This window comes from Chitinophagales bacterium, from assembly GCA_017303835.1.
GTDB lineage: Bacteria > Bacteroidota > Bacteroidia > Chitinophagales > Chitinophagaceae > JAFLBI01.
Window position 1 is genome coordinate 987571 of the sequence record JAFLBI010000001.1, and the last position, 16823, is coordinate 1004393.

Annotated in this window: 17 protein-coding genes; 12 read left to right on the plus strand and 5 right to left on the minus strand. The window is 38.7% G+C overall.

The genetic code is table 11. The features are described 5' to 3' along the window. Positions 1 to 6: 6 nt before the first annotated feature. The 4 genes from J0L83_04450 to J0L83_04465 all read right to left on the minus strand — a co-directional run bounded on the left by J0L83_04450 (position 7) and on the right by J0L83_04465 (position 2240). Positions 7 to 531 (minus strand): HAD hydrolase family protein, encoded by a 525-nt coding sequence (locus J0L83_04450; GenBank protein ID MBN8663797.1) that lies wholly within the window; start codon positions 529 to 531, stop codon positions 7 to 9. Between the two features lie 36 nt (positions 532 to 567). After that, a complete protein-coding gene (iscX, locus tag J0L83_04455) occupies positions 568 to 807 on the minus strand; it encodes a Fe-S cluster assembly protein IscX (protein ID MBN8663798.1) in 240 nt (79 codons plus the stop codon). Positions 808 to 817: 10 nt separating this feature from the next. Then, positions 818 to 1153, minus strand: a complete 336-nt coding sequence (locus J0L83_04460; protein ID MBN8663799.1) for a 2Fe-2S iron-sulfur cluster binding domain-containing protein — start codon at positions 1151 to 1153, stop codon at positions 818 to 820. 310 nt (positions 1154 to 1463) lie between these two features. Next, a complete protein-coding gene (locus tag J0L83_04465; GenBank protein MBN8663800.1) occupies positions 1464 to 2240 on the minus strand; it encodes a DUF2520 domain-containing protein in 777 nt (258 codons plus the stop codon). 20 nt (positions 2241 to 2260) lie between these two features. Here J0L83_04465 and J0L83_04470 point away from each other — a divergent pair, with 20 nt between their 5' ends. The 11 genes from J0L83_04470 (at position 2261) to J0L83_04520 (ending at position 14751) form a co-directional block, all read left to right on the plus strand. After that, entirely contained in the window at positions 2261 to 3121 is an 861-nt protein-coding gene (locus J0L83_04470) for an alpha/beta fold hydrolase (protein ID MBN8663801.1), read from the plus strand. A gap of 132 nt (positions 3122 to 3253) precedes the next feature. Continuing rightward, positions 3254 to 5842: a type I DNA topoisomerase gene (topA, locus tag J0L83_04475; GenBank protein MBN8663802.1), complete on the plus strand. Its 2589-nt coding sequence runs from the start codon at positions 3254 to 3256 to the stop codon at positions 5840 to 5842. Between the two features lie 94 nt (positions 5843 to 5936). Next, the gene (locus J0L83_04480) at positions 5937 to 6572 is read left to right on the plus strand and encodes a hypothetical protein (protein ID MBN8663803.1); all 636 of its coding nucleotides are present in this window, start codon (positions 5937 to 5939) and stop codon (positions 6570 to 6572) included. 6 nt (positions 6573 to 6578) lie between these two features. Further along, a complete protein-coding gene (locus J0L83_04485; protein MBN8663804.1) occupies positions 6579 to 7364 on the plus strand; it encodes a hypothetical protein in 786 nt (261 codons plus the stop codon). Between the two features lie 364 nt (positions 7365 to 7728). Continuing rightward, positions 7729 to 10389: an ATP-binding protein gene (locus J0L83_04490; protein ID MBN8663805.1), complete on the plus strand. Its 2661-nt coding sequence runs from the start codon at positions 7729 to 7731 to the stop codon at positions 10387 to 10389. Beyond that, positions 10386 to 11180, plus strand: a complete 795-nt coding sequence (locus tag J0L83_04495; protein MBN8663806.1) for a hypothetical protein — start codon at positions 10386 to 10388, stop codon at positions 11178 to 11180. Before J0L83_04490 ends, J0L83_04495 begins: the two co-directional genes overlap by 4 nt. Next, positions 11173 to 12384, plus strand: coding sequence for a hypothetical protein (locus J0L83_04500; GenBank protein MBN8663807.1), 1212 nt, complete (start codon positions 11173 to 11175; stop codon positions 12382 to 12384). Before J0L83_04495 ends, J0L83_04500 begins: the two co-directional genes overlap by 8 nt. Then, entirely contained in the window at positions 12371 to 12895 is a 525-nt protein-coding gene (locus tag J0L83_04505; protein MBN8663808.1) for a hypothetical protein, read from the plus strand. The genes J0L83_04500 and J0L83_04505 overlap by 14 nt, the downstream gene beginning before the upstream one ends. A 348-nt stretch (positions 12896 to 13243) precedes the next feature. Beyond that, positions 13244 to 13852, plus strand: a complete 609-nt coding sequence (locus J0L83_04510; protein ID MBN8663809.1) for a hypothetical protein — start codon at positions 13244 to 13246, stop codon at positions 13850 to 13852. A gap of 262 nt (positions 13853 to 14114) precedes the next feature. Beyond that, the gene (locus tag J0L83_04515) at positions 14115 to 14408 is read left to right on the plus strand and encodes a nucleotidyltransferase domain-containing protein (GenBank protein MBN8663810.1); all 294 of its coding nucleotides are present in this window, start codon (positions 14115 to 14117) and stop codon (positions 14406 to 14408) included. Further along, entirely contained in the window at positions 14398 to 14751 is a 354-nt protein-coding gene (locus J0L83_04520; GenBank protein ID MBN8663811.1) for a DUF86 domain-containing protein, read from the plus strand. Before J0L83_04515 ends, J0L83_04520 begins: the two co-directional genes overlap by 11 nt. 193 nt (positions 14752 to 14944) lie before the next feature. On the opposite strand, the gene J0L83_04525 is transcribed toward J0L83_04520, so the two are convergent. Further along, positions 14945 to 15871: a winged helix-turn-helix transcriptional regulator gene (locus tag J0L83_04525; GenBank protein MBN8663812.1), complete on the minus strand. Its 927-nt coding sequence runs from the start codon at positions 15869 to 15871 to the stop codon at positions 14945 to 14947. Positions 15872 to 16046: 175 nt separating this feature from the next. On the opposite strand from J0L83_04525, the gene J0L83_04530 reads away from it, so the two are divergent. Beyond that, positions 16047 to 16589: a hypothetical protein gene (locus J0L83_04530; GenBank protein ID MBN8663813.1), complete on the plus strand. Its 543-nt coding sequence runs from the start codon at positions 16047 to 16049 to the stop codon at positions 16587 to 16589. Positions 16590 to 16823: the final 234 nt, after the last annotated feature.

The following is a 16823-nucleotide window of genomic DNA, read 5'->3' on the forward strand; positions in this document are numbered from 1 at the left end:
AATAATTTATGCTGATGTAACAGTGGTTTCTTCGCCCCAATGTCCGCGAATGCGCAGTACCTTCTCAATCACATCCCGCACACAACCTCTTCCGCCAGCGATAGGAGAAATGTATTGAGCAGCTTCTAACGCATCTACTGTAGCATCTGCCGGACAAGCAGCAATACCCGCCATACGCATGATGGGAATATCAGGCACATCGTCGCCCATACACAAAATGGCTTCGGACTTTGTACCCGTCTTTTGCATAAACGCATTCAACACAGCTGCTTTGTCGCGAATATTTAGGTGAATTTCTTGTATGCCGAGTCGCTCAAATCTCTCACTCACTTCAGGAGCATTGCCTCCGGTGATGATGAGTACATGATAGCCTTTCTTTACAGCTAATTGCAACGCATAGCCATCCTTGGTATGCATGCTGCGTGCAAACACACCATTGGGCAGCACCACCAATGATCCATCGGTGAGTACGCCATCCATGTCGAATACAAACGTGGTGATTTTGCCAAAAGCTTCGCCCAAATGATTCATGCAGGCAATTTACGGCATGGGGCGCAAAGCCCATGCTTATTTCTGATTATCGCGCCATTCGTACACCCAACTGCTCTGGATCATTTCCAGATGGCCTTCGTTACTTTCTTCACGCTTACCCACAAAACCGGGCAGGGTTAATACCCACTCCAGCAAATCGGTAAAGCGCACACGATAGATTTTGGCTTCGGTAAATTCATCGCCGAACTTCTCATAAAGTTTCAGGGCAATGTCTTCATAATCGTTCCAGTGAATGGGTGGTTCAAACTGTGCCATAGTATCTTTTTTATTCACCCAAGAACTGGGTCTGATCAGGTAATGTAATATGAATACTGCCGCTGCCTTCTTGTAAAACGCACTGACAGCCGAGGCGACTGTTCAGTCTTGGATTCACGGCGCGGTCGATAAAATCTTCTTCCTTATCGGTGATTTCGGCCAGGTGCTCCTCGCCTTTTTCTACATATAAATGACAGGTACTGCAGGCACAAACTGCACCGCAGTTGTGGTGGAGTTCAATACCATTGTCCAGACAGATTTCCAACAAACTATCTCCTGGTGCTACTTGCTCCAGCGTAACCGGCTCCAATCCTTTTTGCTCGAAATTTACATGTATCGTATACATCACAGATTCGTTTTGGCGTGCGAAATTATCTGAATTTGGGGCTTGTTCCCAAAGAACCGCCTGCTTTTAACCTACGAAATGAGGAAAAGTTCTATTTCCGCACATCTAAGCGCGATTTTTTGTAATCAAGCGCTTATTTTCTGCACAAAATTGGAAACTTAGTTTTTTGGGGAATTCTTGTCAGATTCAAAAAGAATCCTAAATTGCTTTGTCTTAAATCAATCAGCATAGCTGTTAGGACCACAAACAAGTTTTTTTCGGTTGCTTGCTCATAACTCCCCGCCTGGTTCGTCCGGCGGGGACATTTTTTTTATAGCTTTTTACCAGGATGATAGGTATTGAGAATCTGCTGGCTCATGTACGCATATACTTCCTGCAGCGCAGGATCATCTGTCAATAACTGCAATTGCTCTTGCAATTTGGCAATATCTCCCCTGAATGCCGGACCAGCCTGTTGTGCCGATGGCGCATGCTGTTGTAAGCCTTTGAGCATATTGTCCAGAATACCCAATAAAAAATGCGGATCGATATCATGCGCTGCTGCATGTTGCCAAACCAGGTGCAATAAGTGATTGCTGAAATTCACCGCCGTTGCAGTTAACAAATGCATGCGACTTCTTTTTGCATCATCAGCATATAATGTTTTTGTTGAGAGCGCCGCAGCCAACACTTCCAATTGCTGCAAAGCTTTGGCATTATTTGCATCTACTACAACCGGAAATGCATCGGGTAAATTTTGTCCTTTTCGAATCATGTGCACAGGCCAAAGCACGCCATAGTGATTGCTGCATTGCAACAAAACATCTTTAGGTACTGCACCGCCGCAATGAAACACCAATTTGTCCTGAACCTGTAATTGTTGAGCAACAGCAGTAATTGCCGGATCTGCAACCGCAATCATATAGGCATCTGCATCTTTTGGTAAGGCAGCAATTGAATCATAAGCAGTTGCTTGCAAACTTGTCGCAAGCTCCTTTGCTGCAGCGGCATTCCTTCCCCACACACCAAGAATACTATGGCCTTTTGCTTGAAAAGTTTTGCCCAGCACCGTTGCTACATTTCCTGTACCAAGGATTGTCAACTGCATATCTTTGATCAATTATGTCGATGAAATTAGCACAAAGGTTGGTGATCGGTTATTATAAAACCAAACTCAATACTATTGCATTGGTATCACCCGCCAAAGCAGCCGAAGCCGCTTTTCGTTTGTTCTGTACGCCTTATAGCGGCAAGCCCAAAAGAAAACGCCCGGCCATATTTCATCATGGAGAGAAATTGCAATTCAAAGTTGCCAATCTCCGCATCAATGGTTATCGCTTTACAGCGGAGCAGGGACATGGTAAGAAATTATTGATTGTACATGGTTTCGATAGCTGCATGTATAAATTCGATCGATACATTTCACCCGCAAGGCGTGAAGGCTGGGATGTCTATGCATTTGATGCGCCAGGCCATGGCACCAGCGAAGGCAAATACCTCAACGCAGTTAGCTATAGTGAGATGCTGCTGGAAGCAGAAAAGAACTACGGTCCTTTTGATGGCATTCTGGCGCATTCCATTGGCGGATTGGCTGCCGTGCTGGCTTGGGAGCAATTGTCAACTGCAGGTCGAAAAATGATCCTCATCGCACCGGCTACAGAAACCACCAGCGCCTTGGATAATTTCTTTTCACTCATCAAAGTGAACCCCGTTATTCGTACTGAATTGGAAAAACTGATTATTGAATTGGCCCAACAGCCCATCAGCTATTTTTCCATTCGCCGCGCCATCCGAAATATTCCCGCCAATATTCTCTGGCTGCATGATGAAGACGACCGTATTTGTCCCTATGCAGACGTGCTGCCCATCCAATCAGACGCCCATCCCAATATCCAGTATTACACTACAAAAGGGCTTGGGCATAGCCGCATTTACAAGGAGAATAAAGTGAAAAAAGCCATCCTTGCTTTTTTGACCGAACCGGCCTGATTTTTTGGATTTTCGATGTTTCACCTAATATTGCAGGCGTGAAGCCCTGTTTGCAGTACTATTAATAGAGTATCAGCGCAGCTGTTTCATGATAGGCTATATTTTGTATAAGAGATTAATTATCAAGCACTCATGGCGAAGAACCTGTTGATTGTAGAGTCACCTGCCAAGGCAAAAACGATTGAAAAAATCCTGGGAAGCGATTTCCAGGTGAAGAGCTGCTATGGCCATATCCGCGATCTGGAGAAGGACGATATGGGCATCGATGTCAACAATCAATATCAGCCCAGGTATAAAGTGCCGGATGAGAAGGAAAGAGTGGTGAAGGAATTGCGCCAATTGGCTAAGAAAGCTGAGGAAGTTTGGTTGGCATCTGATGAGGACCGTGAAGGTGAAAGCATCTCCTGGCACTTAGCCGAAGTGTTGGGCCTGGACCCCAATACCACCAAGCGAATTGTCTTCCATGAAATTACAGCACCTGCCATCAAGAAAGCCGTTCAATCGCCCCGCCGTATCAATATGAATTTGGTGAATGCCCAGCAGGCACGCCGCGTGTTGGATCGTTTGGTGGGTTTTGAACTCAGCCCCGTACTCTGGCGCAAGATTGGTATGCAGCGCAGCCTGAGTGCCGGCCGTGTACAAAGTGTGGCCGTTCGCTTGATTGTTGAAAGAGAAAGAGAGATTAATCAGTTTATTGCTGAAAGCGCGTACAAAGTAGATGCAATTTTAGAAGCCACTGATATCAATAAAAAGAATATCGCCTTCAAAGCTGAAGGTCCGGCCAAATTGGGCACGCAAGAAAAAGCACAGGCTTTTCTGGATAGTTGTAAAGGCGCCAATTACCGCGTAACCGATGTTCAAGTAAAGCCTGCGAAGCGTACACCTGCTGCCCCATTCACTACTTCTACCCTGCAACAGGAAGCGAGTAGAAAACTGGGTTATGGTGTGAGCAAGACCATGTTGTTGGCGCAGAAACTCTACGAGAGCGGTTATATCACGTACATGCGTACAGATAGCGTGAATCTGAGTGATACTGCCCGCGCGGATATTGAAAAGCAGATCAGCAATCAGTTTGGTGCTAACTATCATCAGCCACGTTATTACAAGAACAAGAACGACAATGCACAGGAAGCACACGAAGCCATCCGTCCTACGTACATGAGTAACCAGACTGTGGCCGATCCTGATGCAAGAAGATTATACGAACTGATCTGGAAACGCACGATTGCTTCTCAGATGAGTGATGCGGTGTTTGAAAAGACGATTGCCAAAATCAATATCTCTACCAATAACGAAGAACTCACTGCTACCGGTGAAGTATTAAAATTTGATGGCTTTCTGAAAGTATATTTTGAAGGCAGGGATGAAGATGAGGATGACGAGAACACAGAAGGCATGCTGCCACCATTACAAGTGGGACAACAATTGGGCTTCCGTGAAATGTTAGCCACAGAACGTTTCAGCAGACCACCTGCTCGTTATACAGAAGCATCGCTGGTGAAGAAACTGGAAGAACTGGGTATTGGTCGCCCTTCTACGTATGCGCCAACCATCTCTACCATTATCAAGCGTAATTATGTAGAGAAGCGCGATAAGGAAGGCGTGAAAAGAAATTTCCGCATCCTGCGATTGAATCAAGCACAGCAAGTGGAAGTGGCAATGGAGCAAGAGAATACCGGTGCTGAAAAAGGCAAGCTCTTCCCTACTGATTTAGGTGCTGTGGTAACAGATTTTCTAAAGCAGCATTTCAGCAAAGTAATGGACTATAGTTTCACTGCCAAGATTGAAGAAGAGTTTGATGAGATTGCTTTGGGTAAGATGCAGTGGAGCAATATGATTGATGGTTTCTACAAGCCTTTCCATACCAATATTGAGCATACGCTGGAAACAGCAGAGCGCGCCAAGGGCGAAAGAGAACTGGGTGTAGAAGAAGCTACAGGAAAACGCATCATTGCACGCATGGGCCGCTTTGGTCCGATGGTGCAGATTGGTGAAGCTACCGATGAAGAGAAACCACGCTTTGCCAAATTGAAGCCTACCCAAAGTATTGAAACCATTACCATGGAAGAAGCCATGCAGCTCTTCCAGTTGCCCAAAGTATTGGGCGAATATCAGGGACAGGAATTAACGGTGAATGCCGGCAGATTTGGTCCTTACATTAAGTACGGCGAACAGTTTGTGTCTATCCCACGCAATGAAGATCCATTGGAAGTGGATATGGATCGTGCTGTTGCATTGATTCAGGAGAAGCAAGAAGCAGATGCACCGGTTGGTTATTTCAATGAATTGCCTGTAACAAAAGGTAAAGGCCGTTTTGGTCCATTCATTAAGTGGAATGATTTGTTCATCAATGTGCCGCGCAAATACGATTTTGACAATCTTTCGCAGCACGATTTGAATGAACTGATTGAAGCCAAGGTTGCGAAAGAAGCCAATCGTTATATACAGCAATGGCCTGCAGAAAAAATCTCGATTGAGAATGGCCGTTGGGGACCATTCATTCGCTTTGGTAAAAACATGCTGAAGCTGGGTAAGAAAGCAGATGGTACTAAGTATGCGGCGGAAGACTTAGCCAATGTGGAACTGGATGAAGTGAAGAAAATGATTGAAGCCCAGCTGCCCAATGCATTTAACAGCAAGGCCAAGAAAGCAGCACCGAAAAAAGCTACTGCGAAAAAGGCAGCTACCAAGAAAGCCGCGCCGAAGAAAAAAGTAAAATAATGGCTGTAGAATCCCGACTGAGTGTCGGGATTTTTTGTCTAAGGACTTTAATGTATTTTAGAGTTGGCTGTAATTTTTCAGACAACCTCAAACTATGAACCAATTCTCCCAAAAAGTAATTGACACATTTTTTCAGACGTTTTATCACGAAAGAATTGAGATTGCTAAACAAGTCGGGCAACATTATCATAAGCAGCTTGACACATCGTTATTGACTTTTTGGTTTTCGGTCCTTGACTTCTATGGCGGACTTTATTTCATTGGAAAAAAAGACACCAAGAAAACTTATAGAGACGGCAGGTTGAAACTTGCAGACAAAGCAACATTCACTATATTCATCCATGATTTTTTTCCTGAGCCTGAAAATGAACTTGGCGAATTTATTTATACGGTTTTTCGGTCAGGATTAGTTCATCAATTATCACCCAAAAAAGGAGAAATCATATGGGATGCAACCAACTCAAAACTTTTATGGCTAAAGGTGGACACAAGCAACCCAGATAACACTGCAAACAAAGTTGCGACTATAAACATTCATCAACTTGAACTTCTTGCATTCAATGCGTACAAAGAATTTAGGCGTAAAGTTGAAAATGATGAATTAATTACAGAATGTGAACGCATCTTTAATTACTTGCTAGCAAATCCCGACGGACTAGAAGATGGCAGTACTATTCATAATCAATACACGAAGTTGCCAGCTTCAGTCCAGACTGACATTACGATATAAAACTACATGCAACAGTGCATTTGCAATGCTATGACAGACCTCAAATATTTACTCTACATTGACATTTTAGGGTTCGCTGACCTTGTTAAAAGCGACTATAATAAAATCAGAAAATTATTTAAAAAAATAGACGAACTAAATGTTCATAGACATAACGCTTTTCAAACAATTGTTTTCTCTGACACAATTCTAATCATTAACAAGCAAGCACCAAGAAATACAGACGAACATGAATATCTTGTAATGTATGCTTGTGAGTTTGCCCAAGACTTAATGTTTCGCTGTATTGATTTAGAAATTCAGTTTAGAGCTATTTTGACGTACGGCGAATTTTACTATGAAAAACTTGAAAATATTGAGGCGTACCACGGTAAGGCTCTCGTAAACGCTTACTATAAGGAGAATGATATAAATTGTTTGGGCTTTTTCATTGACAAATCCATTTTGCAATACAATATCATTTTTAAAACAACTCAATTTGACAAGGACTTACATTTCGTTTTTCTGACACAGAATCTTGAACGGCTTTGTAATTTTTATGACGCAGCATATTTGCCCCTTGACCCAATTTTAATTGACCAAGCAGACGAATTTCCATATTTAAAGGAGGAGGTAAAAATTATTGAAACGTTAAAGAAAAACATTGACACTCAGATTGACTCAAGGGTTAGAGGAAAATATTTACAAGCATATCATTTTTACAATCAGCGTTACAAAGTATTTATTGACCAATTAGAAAAAAATAATTTTGACTATAAAATCGTTTCACCGACAGCAAAATGGACGAGGTAGAAGCACTACATACAACATTGGGTTTTATGCAAGTTGGGCATGACCAGCAAACTTCAGCAAAGTTGCATCGCCAGGCTGTGGTTCGGAGCTGGACCAGCAACTTTGAGCTATTGTACTTAACTTCAATCGGCAGCGGTTGTGTAGGCGGACGGAAGTCTATTTCCCAACCTACATAAAGCCCTGCCCGTTGGGTGAAGGCCTAAAAGACAACGACAGTGAATAAAATGAACGACAGAAATATAAAACCAACCGCACATTCAGGCACATTTGCTTTCCCTAACGCACAAGCGACCGCTTCCCAAGCAAAAGAGCCTGAATTTTTCCAACTACTTGACCCTAATACTAATGATTCAGAACTTGGACAATGCTAAAACGACTTGTAATATTTAATTCAGACATTTATTCAAAGGCTGACATTGAGTTAGCTGATTGCGATTCGTTACAAATAGTTGGACCAAACAATATTGGTAAAAGCACTCTGATTTATGCCTTGAACTTTCTTTATATCATTGACGGAAAGCAAATGACTTTCAGTGGCAACAGAACAGGCGACAAAACGACATTTAACCATTACTTCCCTTCAATCAGTTCAAGTTACATAGTTTTTGAAATTTTTAAAAAGAGATATTACTGCATCTTGGTAAAAAAGAACGCAGAGGGAAGTTTAGATTACTACAAAATTGACAGCGACTTTAAAGACGAACATTACTTTAAACAATCTACCGAAGGACAAACGCTAAAGAAATTTGATTCGTTGCTTGCTGACTTTTCTTCGTCAGGTGTAGAATACAGCAAATTCCCAAACAGACGAGACCTTTTCAACTTTGTTTATCAAAAGGGAAAGAAAAACAACGGTGTTGTGTGGCTTAATGAAGGTGCATCGCAAGACCAAAGAGAGATAACTAATAACTTTTCCAAAATTTATCGTTACCTAATAAACTCAAAACTTATTGACAACAAGACATTAAAGGAGTCTTTAATTATTGCTGATAATAAAGAAAACGAGCAAGTTGAATTTTCTAAGAAAAATCAAAAGGACATTCAAACACTCTTGAAACACAACAGAGAAATCAAAGTAATTAAGAGTATTCAAAAAAGTTTTACGGATTTCAAAGAACTAGTCAATCAATACAAAGCCAAAAATCAAATTTTATCTGAGACTGTATTTGCGTTTGACAAGCTCTACTCTTCTGTAAATATTGACATTAACACAAGACTGTTCGAGAAAAAAAATGAACGAGACAGAAACAGAACGCAATTAAGTGAGGATTTAATCCCAAAACAAAACAATCTGAATCAAACTATTGGAGAATTTAAAGCGACTATTTCTCAAAAAGGTTCAGCGAAAGAAATACTTGCAGAGAAAATCAGAAATATAAAATCATATGAGGGAATCAACTTTTTAAAACAGTCTTTTAGCAATTTAGACAACCAAAGAAAAGATATTGAAAGTCGACTAACTCAAATTGAAAACCAAAACCTAAACAGTCGAGATTTAGAAAACAAAATTTCTAAACTCAATCAAGAAATTTCAAAACTCGACGGACAAATTCAAACTTACTCAAATTTGCTTATTCACCAGATAAGCAAAAATGGGAAAGACAAAGAATTGCTAAACGCAATTCTTTCCGATTCCATTACTGCACTTCCGAAAGAAAATATTCAATCGGGAATTGAAAATCTATCTGATATAATGAAAATATTTGACGGAGCAATTAACATTCCCAAAGATTTTAAAGGGAAACCGATTCCGTCTATTGATGACTTAAAACTACAACGAGAAACTGCAATAAAGGAGAAAACAAGTAACGAAAAACTCTTGCCGATTGCAAAAGATTTAGAAAAATACCGTTATGAACTTTCTTTTATTCAAACAAAAATTAAAGAAACCGAGAAGAAAATTGAGGAACTTAATTCGTTACCCGAACTTGAAAAAAATCTTGCAGCATTAGAAGAAGAACTAAAAAAGCTTTTTCAAGAAAGAGATAATATAGAAAAAGAACTAAAACAAACAACGGAACTCATTTCGAGAATAAATGAGGCTATCACTATTCTTTCGGAAGACATTAATAAAGCAGAAAGTCGTATTAAAGAAATTCAAGGTTGGAAAGTAAAAATTGAGCAATCAGGAATAATCCAAATTGAATATCAAACAAACGAAACACTTGATAATCTTTTCAAAAATTTTGAACGGAACTTTATCGAGCGAGAAAGAATTAAGAATGACAAAGAAAGATTATTTGAAAATCTGAAAACAAAAACGGAAACCGTTTTTGCTTCGGAATATGAATTTATTAAATATCTTGATTCTGAACTTGCAACGCTTGATGACAAACAAAAAAGTATTGACGCTTTATTGAAAAACATTTCAACGCAATTTTCTATTCCTTGCAAAACGCTTCATTCAAAATTTCAAGAGTTTGAAGCGTTCATTAATAATCAATTCAATTCCAAAATCAGAAAAATTAAAATTTCTGACATTGATTCGCTGAATATTGAGATAATTCCGAACGAAAATCTAATCAAAGACCTAAAGAAGATTATGGAGATTAGAGACCTGACTTCTGAACTAATCTTTGACGACCAAAGCGAAAATCTAAATGTTCTAAACAGATATTTGGATAATCAATCCATAATCGAATTTAAAGACCTGTTTGATATTAAGTTACACCTTGACAAAAAAGGACAACACAAAATTGTTGATTTAAGAAATCAAATAGAATCGGACGGAACAGATAAAATGATTAGAATGGTCATCATTATGTCTATCATTCATCAAATTGTTATCAACGATGAAGAAAACAAAATAGTAATTTTCGTTGATGAAATAGGAACGATTGATGAAGCCAACAGAATTGAAATTTTAAATTTCTGCAAGGAAAATAATTTTCTTCCTATTTCAGCCGCACCGTTGCACCCATATGACGGTTTTGATAAATACTATTTAGTTAGAAGAAGTAAAGGAAAAATTGTTTTAAGTGAAAACAATGGAAATGTAATTTCCCGAAAAAAGAAAGCGAAGTGAATCAAACGGATTTTAATACATACAAGAAATTAAAAGAGGATTCTTTTCTTACAGAAAAGACAATCCCTAAAACTGTTATCAACTCGCCACATTTTAAAGGGTTGGTTTCTTCTTTAATTCTTGTTAAAACAAAATCAGGCAGAGGATTCAGATATAAAGTAAACAAAACAAAGGAATTTGAAAACTTCTTTGCAACTCATTTTCCCGAAGACATTGTAGTTAAAAACAAGTCCGACAATGTTAGAAAATTCAGGAACTCAAAAATTCAAAAAACAGCTTCAACCCCAATTTTTATGCTAAGAGGTTTTGAGCCGATTAGAGTAAATGGACTTGAATTGAATTTAGAATATTACACAAATAAATTTCAACTATTCGCCTGTAATGCCGAAAAAATTAAAGCTAGTCAAATCTGTATTGTAGAGAATTTAGACACGTTTTTAGTTGCGGAAAAATTATTAGGCAAAAGTTATGTTTTTCTTCATAAATATGGACGAATAGGAAAAGAATCACTTGGCAGTCTTTCTACAAAGCAGTTGCTTGTTTTTGTTGACTATGATTTTAACGGTCTTGAAGAATTTTTAAGAATCAAAGAGGTATTTGAATTTGCCCAATTATTCATTCCTGAAAACTATGATGAGCTATTCAAAAAATATTCTCAAAGTTTAAAAGGAAACAAAGCCGAAATGACAAACAGAATTAAGCAAAGTTTAGATAGCCACGTAATTAAAATTAGAGAAAGCATAATACGGAACAATCGATTTTTAGAGCAACAATATTGGAAATATGATTAAGTCCGAACCAAAATCAATATTGCAGTTTATAGCAAGTCATTACGATTTGCTTCGAGACCTTTTTGATTTACAGGTTAAGAATAATATTATTACTAAAGAAGCTCTAAGTATCTGTTTAGAAAACTACGATAAGAACATTCACGCACAACTAACTGAATATCAAATATTGGTTGAGCTGAATGATGACTTTGCATTTAACGAGCCTTATTTAATTCTTTTCGAATTCATACATCAACAATTTAAACCACTATTGCCTGAAGAAATTGAGCATTTCGGAGAAGCAATCAAAACGATATTTCTAAAAATTAAAGAAGGAATAAATGAGGATAAAAACATTTTATTAGAAAGAATTGAAGCCTTATCCAGTCAAATTAAAAAGTTTACAAATGCTGTTGTAAATAATACGAAAAGTTTATTGGCTGAATCAAAGGAGTTGAAAGCAAACAACAAAAAAATTGACTACCAAGAAAAGATTCAAAAAGCTCGGCATCTGATTGAAAACTACATTTCTCCACTCAATACAATATTGGATGTAAACCATAGTCAATCTATTTATAATGAGTTACTTAATATTTCTCAATTTACGAACGTAAAAAGGTTTGACTACATAGATGAAAGTACTAGAAGGGAATTTGAAAAGCTTTATCACTTGCTCCGTCAAGTTGTAAAAGATTTGAATTTACAATCAATAATTCTTACAAATGAATTATTGCCTTTAATTGACAGAATAAAAACCGAAAGTGAGTATTTAAGAGGTTTTCTTCACTATTTAACAAATGGTAGGTGTTACAAAGAAATTCAACCACCCAAAATATTCGTTCCAACGCGAGACAACATTTATAACAGATTTGTTTATGAGAACACGAAAGAATACTTTGAGCAGTTTAAATACGAAGATGAAATTATTGTTGTTGAAGATTCACAACAAACAAGTGATTGGATTTTTGACAAGTCAAAGTATAAAGAATCTTTGAACAAAAATTTACCAGTAGAAGATTTTTTCAAATGGTGCGAAAGTTCTATTAAGCAAGAAAGCGAGAATTTTTCGTTAGACAATTTTTTTATGGTAACAAGTTTACTTTTTGAAGATGATTATGAGATTTCTGTAAATAGAGACGATAAAAAGATTTCGGTTACTAACGAAAATTCGGAACTCCTAATGCCAAAACTTATAATTAAAAGACAAGAAGATGTATCCAGATAAGCACAAAGAAATAGTAACCTCTTTAATGGAAGGTAAATTTGTTACAGTTGAGGACTTGTTGTTTGAGACAATCAAGAAGAATGAAGAATTTTACATAACTTTTTTTGAAAATTCTTTCGGTTTTGAATTAATCGTCAATCAAGACTTTTATTATCTTGTATCAAACGAGACGAATGAAAACACTTCAAGAGACATTTCAATTTTCTTTTCAATCTTAAGTTATGAACTTGACAAAAACGGAAAGAACTTTTTAGAAGAACTTAATTATTCTGAATTCCACATTGACGAAATTGTTGAATACTTCAACAATTCTTCTTGGACAGATGTAATCAAAGCGAATAAACAACTAAACAATGAAGAAAATCTAAAACGACACATTGGAACAATGGTAAAAAGAAATATAGCTGTAAAGCAAAGTAATGACAGATATTCTTTTACCAAAGCACACAAACTGTTTATTGACTTTGCAAAGAAGTTAATTAAAGACAACAAAAATGAATCCATCGCATAACAGTCACACACATTGCTAAGTCGCACCTGCCGACACGCAAGCCAAAACTTAGCAAAGAGTGTGCCTGTTTCAACGACAACTGACAGACAATCAATACGCAAGAAAGAAGGCCAGCACCCAACAGCGATTTTGTGTAATGGCGGGTTCAATGGTAAATTCAAGCGCAGCTTTTCAAATCAACATTTGTGGTGGGTTGACAGTTTTGTGCTCCGAAATCCGCCACTGCGCCAAGCCGCAAACCGTTGTCAGCAAACCGATGGCACTCTACCCATTAGCTTAACATTATATTTTATAAATAAATTTTCATTAACACTTTAGTTATCGAATTTTAGATAACAATCAAACCTCATGAGAAAAACATTTCTTTTTCTTTTTACGATCATTTTATTTCAATCAAGTTTCGGTCAAATCTCTAAAGGAAATTGGTTAGTCGGCGGCTCCGGACAATTGTCAGCATATAGCAGCACGAATACAAATGTTTCACCTGCAAGGGAACAGAACGTAAAGGCTTTATACATAAGTGTTTCACCCAATATTGGCTACTTTATCAAAGACAAGTTTGCAGTTGGACTACGACCTGCCTTAACTTGGGAAAAAGGAAAAGCTGGAGATGCCTTTGCTCCTGATGGCTCGGTAGTAGGAAGCGGTGGGAAGCTTACACAAATCAGATTTGTGATAGGTCCGTTCTGCCGCTATTATTTGCTTGACACGGAAAAGCCATTTAATATTCTTATAGAAGCAGCTTACCAATATGGAATTGGTTCTCCAAAACCGCTTAACGAGAGACAAAGTATCTTTTCGGCAGGACTAGGACCAGTCATTTATTTTAATTCATCCGTCGGTTTGGAGTTCCTTTTGGGTTATAACAACACGATATTGAATGCAGAAGGATATTATAGAACTTCAAAAAATAGTATTCAACTAAACATAGGGGTTCAAATTCACTTAGAAAAATAAGTAGCATGACTTTATGAAGAGAGAAATCTGCTGACAACATCAGATTTTGTGCAATTGTTGCTAGACGTTGAAGCAATCAGCTGCAGTGCATATCCAAGCTTTGGTTTCGGCGGACGTGATTATGCCTACAATTAGCTCAAAACTTCGGCTTTTCTTGTCCCCACAGTGTCTTCCCCACCGCCGGAGACGCTGAGGAGACTAAATCGGCTCCACCCTTTCAGCTCAAAATAATCAGCGATTAAAAATTGCTTACTTTTATTTTATGAAACTCACGCCTGAAGAAATAGTAGCTATCCGTGAATACTTTAAGGACAAGCCAGTTCTTAAAGCATTTCTGTTTGGCTCATTTGCCAGAGCGCAGGCTTTGAGTAATAGTGATATAGATATACTAGTAGAATTAGATTATTCAAAACACATTGGTCTTGGCTTTGTGAATATGAAATTTGATTTAGAAGACAAGCTTCACAAGAAAGTAGACTTAGTTTCAAGCAATGCTATCTCAAAACATATACTCCCTTTCATTAACAGTGACAAAGTGTTAATTTATGAAAGGTAAGATCGGTGACAAACAAAGATTATTACACATACTCGAGTCCATCTCCCAAATTGAACGCTATGTATCCGGGGCGGACTTCAATATATTTTGCCAACATTCGATGATGCGATTTGCTACGATTAAGCAAATTGAGATTATTGGCGAAGCAGCTAATGCTATTACAGAAGACACCAGGAGCGCATTCAGCGAAATCCAATGGCGCCAAATCATAGGATTACGTCATATACTTGTGCACGAGTATTTTGGCATTGACGATAGACTTATTTGGCAAATTGTATCAAATGATATCCCTGTACTTAAACAGGAAATTAAGAAGATGCTTACTTCAATAGATACGGAATAGCAATTAACTGATATATTAAGGGAACCGTCTATCCATTATATATTTTAGCGTGACCCAACTAGCGCAAGTATGCAGGTTTGGCTTTGCCTATGGCGTGCTTGTGCATTAGCCGTTACCATCACTTTTTGCTTTTGAATTTTACCTTTTGACTTTTTGATTCATCTCTTTCCTCGCAAATAGACAAATCAACTATTCACGAAACCCGCATCGCATCACCAATCTCCAACTTATACCCTTTTCCGCGAATCACGCTGATACGAATATTGGGATCCAGCTCCAGTTTCTTTCTGAGTTTTGAGATAAATACATCCAAGCTTCGGCCTACAATGACGCCTTCGTCTTCCCAGATTTCTTTTTGCAATCTGCTGCGCTCGATGATTGCATTGGGCGCCAACGCAAACATGTGCAGCACACGAGCTTCTGTTTTCGTAATCTCAATGACGGTATCCTCATACAAGAGTGTACGCGCTTCCAGATCAAATACAATCTTGCCCAGCATAAACTGGCCTTCAGCTGCATGCTGCAAACTGTCCGATTGATGTTCAGCTACACCATTGCGCAGCTTTGCCGGCTTCCAGAAAACATAGCCCACCAGGGCAAGAAATGCCAGGCTTCCGAGCAACAAACCGTTCTTCGTATTGATTGGTCCCGCATTGGGGAATTTAATCCGGATAATATAACAGGCTTTCGGTTGCTTTCTGCCCAGGCAGGAAATGATATCGTCTTGTTTGTTCCCTGAAACTGCATATCCATAGACAACACCAGCATTACCGCAACGCAACACATTCACCACATGATCACTTGTATTGGCATCTTTGGCCAATAATCTTTGGGTAGTATTCACCAATTGCTCGGGTTGAAAACTAAATGCCTGTTCAAACCTAAGCTCGTATTCATTATCTGAAATTTGCTGCACAGGCAATACCCTGGATACACTATCACCTGATTGAAGCAATAGTTCATGCCCTATTCGGCGCAGCAAAATCTCCCTTCTGGCTAAAGTATACTCATCATTACCTGTGATGCTGAATGCCACACACACCAGACCAACAAACAAAAGCAATAGGATTATTCCTGTATGCTTTCGCCTGTTTGGCAGCAGATTTTCTTTGATCAACATGGTATTCTTCAATTATTTACAAAGTTTACAGCATTATTTACAAAGCATTTACCATCATCCGTAGCCGACCAGCGTAGTTTTATCTAACCAAGCACAGACGGCATAAAAGCAAGAAAGCTTCCTGTGTTTGGATGAATTGAAAATTAAATAAGTCTTCACTAAAACCTCCACAATTATGACAAAAGGTATCTACGCGCTGCTCTTTCTCTTGGTTATTGCTAGCGGACTGGCACTGGCTAATCGTGCAAACGAACCTGAAAAACCTCAAAAGTTTAGTTTGCAACCTGCAAATATTGCTGAAAACAAAGCTGCATTGAAAAGATGGGAAGCCAGTCCGGATGGCATTGCTTTTAACAAATGGAAAGCTTCTCCAGAGGGTAAAAAAGTGGTGACCAGTGCTGCTAAAATCTTACCTCATACCAAAGATGGCAGTAGCATGGAAGCAGTAGTTACTTCATTAACACTCCCAGCCGGCTCCAGATTAGGCTATGGTGTGATGGTGAAAATTGATGGCGAAGCATTCATTCTGAGTTTCGGCGTTTTAAAATTATCTGAGATGCAGCAACTCAATAGCCTGAAAGTAAATGACAAAATATTAATCAAAAGCCGCGCTGTTTCCTACGCACCCAAGTATGCTTATGCGATTGTAGCAGGTGATTATGTGGAAAGAGAAAAGAAAATTCTGTATAAGCGTATTCCACCAAAGGATGGATGCTGATCGCAGGTTTGATCTTCATCCTTAATAGCTTTATTAATAGTCTTTTATAGCATAATGCACGCCGATGAATTCCATCTAAAAATGACTTAGCAAAGCATTCAACGCATTGACCCGGGCTTCCGGGTCAATTTTATGTTTGGTATGGGCAAAGACTCCTCAAAGGCAACAAAATCGGCATTTTGGTATAAAACAAAATCGGCGTTGTTGTATACAAAAAAAGCAATATTTGGGTAC

Coding starts and splice junctions, on each gene's coding strand:
- J0L83_04530 (MBN8663813.1), top strand. CDS start 16,047: ATGACAAAAGGTATCTACGCGCTGCTCTTTCTCTTGGTTATTGCTAGC.
- J0L83_04525 (MBN8663812.1), bottom strand. CDS start 15,871: ATGTTGATCAAAGAAAATCTGCTGCCAAACAGGCGAAAGCATACAGGA.
- J0L83_04470 (MBN8663801.1), top strand. CDS start 2,261: ATGAAATTAGCACAAAGGTTGGTGATCGGTTATTATAAAACCAAACTC.
- J0L83_04490 (MBN8663805.1), top strand. CDS start 7,729: ATGCTAAAACGACTTGTAATATTTAATTCAGACATTTATTCAAAGGCT.
- J0L83_04465 (MBN8663800.1), bottom strand. CDS start 2,240: ATGCAGTTGACAATCCTTGGTACAGGAAATGTAGCAACGGTGCTGGGC.
- J0L83_04450 (MBN8663797.1), bottom strand. CDS start 531: ATGAATCATTTGGGCGAAGCTTTTGGCAAAATCACCACGTTTGTATTC.
- J0L83_04460 (MBN8663799.1), bottom strand. CDS start 1,153: ATGTATACGATACATGTAAATTTCGAGCAAAAAGGATTGGAGCCGGTT.
- J0L83_04485 (MBN8663804.1), top strand. CDS start 6,579: ATGCAACAGTGCATTTGCAATGCTATGACAGACCTCAAATATTTACTC.
- J0L83_04505 (MBN8663808.1), top strand. CDS start 12,371: ATGTATCCAGATAAGCACAAAGAAATAGTAACCTCTTTAATGGAAGGT.
- J0L83_04480 (MBN8663803.1), top strand. CDS start 5,937: ATGAACCAATTCTCCCAAAAAGTAATTGACACATTTTTTCAGACGTTT.
- J0L83_04520 (MBN8663811.1), top strand. CDS start 14,398: ATGAAAGGTAAGATCGGTGACAAACAAAGATTATTACACATACTCGAG.
- J0L83_04515 (MBN8663810.1), top strand. CDS start 14,115: ATGAAACTCACGCCTGAAGAAATAGTAGCTATCCGTGAATACTTTAAG.
- J0L83_04500 (MBN8663807.1), top strand. CDS start 11,173: ATGATTAAGTCCGAACCAAAATCAATATTGCAGTTTATAGCAAGTCAT.
- J0L83_04510 (MBN8663809.1), top strand. CDS start 13,244: ATGAGAAAAACATTTCTTTTTCTTTTTACGATCATTTTATTTCAATCA.
- topA (MBN8663802.1), top strand. CDS start 3,254: ATGGCGAAGAACCTGTTGATTGTAGAGTCACCTGCCAAGGCAAAAACG.
- iscX (MBN8663798.1), bottom strand. CDS start 807: ATGGCACAGTTTGAACCACCCATTCACTGGAACGATTATGAAGACATT.